Annotated in this window: 2 protein-coding genes; both read right to left on the bottom strand. The window is 45.9% G+C overall.

The features are described 5' to 3' along the window. Window positions 1-131 precede the first annotated feature (131 nt). Window positions 132-629, bottom strand: a complete 498-nt coding sequence (gene bcp / locus Q0394_RS04930; RefSeq protein ID WP_298945769.1) for a thioredoxin-dependent thiol peroxidase — start codon at window positions 627-629, stop codon at window positions 132-134. Further along, a complete protein-coding gene (locus tag Q0394_RS04925) occupies window positions 626-829 on the bottom strand; it encodes a 4-oxalocrotonate tautomerase family protein (protein ID WP_002949321.1) in 204 nt (67 codons plus the stop codon). Before Q0394_RS04925 ends, bcp begins: the two co-directional genes overlap by 4 nt. Window positions 830-1,134 lie beyond the last annotated feature (305 nt).

Here is a 1,134-nt window from a genome sequence, read left to right as displayed (position 1 = left end):
AAGTAAATTTCGTCCCAAGACTAGACATATAGTCTGTCGCAGGGCGAAATTTACGTTCTGCTTACAGAGTTGCGAGTGTAGCGAAGCAAAAATCATTTAAAAGCGCTCGCGAGACAAGCCGCCAAGCAAATTTATTTAACTAGATCGGCGAGAACCTTCGCCGCATGCTCCTTTGCCTTCACGCTCTTATACACCTTCGCGATCTTGCCGTCTTTGCCGATCACAAAGGTTGAGCGCACGATACCCAGATACTCTTTGCCGTAGTTTTTCTTGACCTGCCAGACGCCGTAGAGTTTGGCGACTTCGTGCGCAGGATCGCTTAGTAGGATGTGTTTTAGGTTCTGTTTTTGCGCAAAGCCCGCGTGTGATTTGACGCTATCGGGACTAACGCCCACGATCACGGTGTCTTTAGCGATAAAATCGTCGTAAAGTGCGCTAAATTCGCATGCTTCGGTCGTGCAGCCGGGGGTGTTGTCTTTTGGGTAAAAATACAGCACGACGTTTTTGCCGACGAAGTCTTTTAGGCTGATGCTAACGCCGTCGCTGTTTTCTAGAGTGAAATTTGGCGCCGTATCACCCGCTGCTAGCGTGATCTTGCGCTCTAGGTCCTCTTTTGAAAATTCGCTCATTTTTGCTCCTTTCTAATCTCCTCAAGCGTCTTGCCGCCCGAGCCTATCGAACTTGCGTCGTATGTTTCGATATAAATTTGCACTCGCTCGCGGTTTTTGCCCAGCACGCGCACCATAGTGTCGGTCATCTCCTCGACCAGCTTTTGCTTTTGCTCTTTTGTCGGCTCCGGGCCTGCCATTTTGACGTTTATGAAAGGCATTTTTTTCTCCTTAAATTTGATAAATTCGGGCTAATTATATCAAAATTTGACCCGTTATCCGGCTCGCTCTCGTTTTAAAATTTAATCCTTTTTATTAAAACTTAGCTTTAAATTTGATATTTAAGTAAAGTTTAAAGCTAGTATGATTATTATGTGATTTGGTAGTAGTAAAATTAGCTAAATTTATCCAAAAGGAGCGAATATGCGTAAGAATTTTTTCGGTTCTATCGTTTTGGCTGCGGCCTTAGCGGGCGGCGCGTTTATAGCGGTGCCGCAGACTGCGAGTGCGGGCGTTTTGGCGCATC

Origin of the sequence: uncultured Campylobacter sp., assembly GCF_938039205.1 — a bacterium.
GTDB lineage: Bacteria > Campylobacterota > Campylobacteria > Campylobacterales > Campylobacteraceae > Campylobacter_A.
Note: the sequence above shows the minus strand (reverse complement) of the source record. Positions and strands in the feature narration are given on the sequence as shown.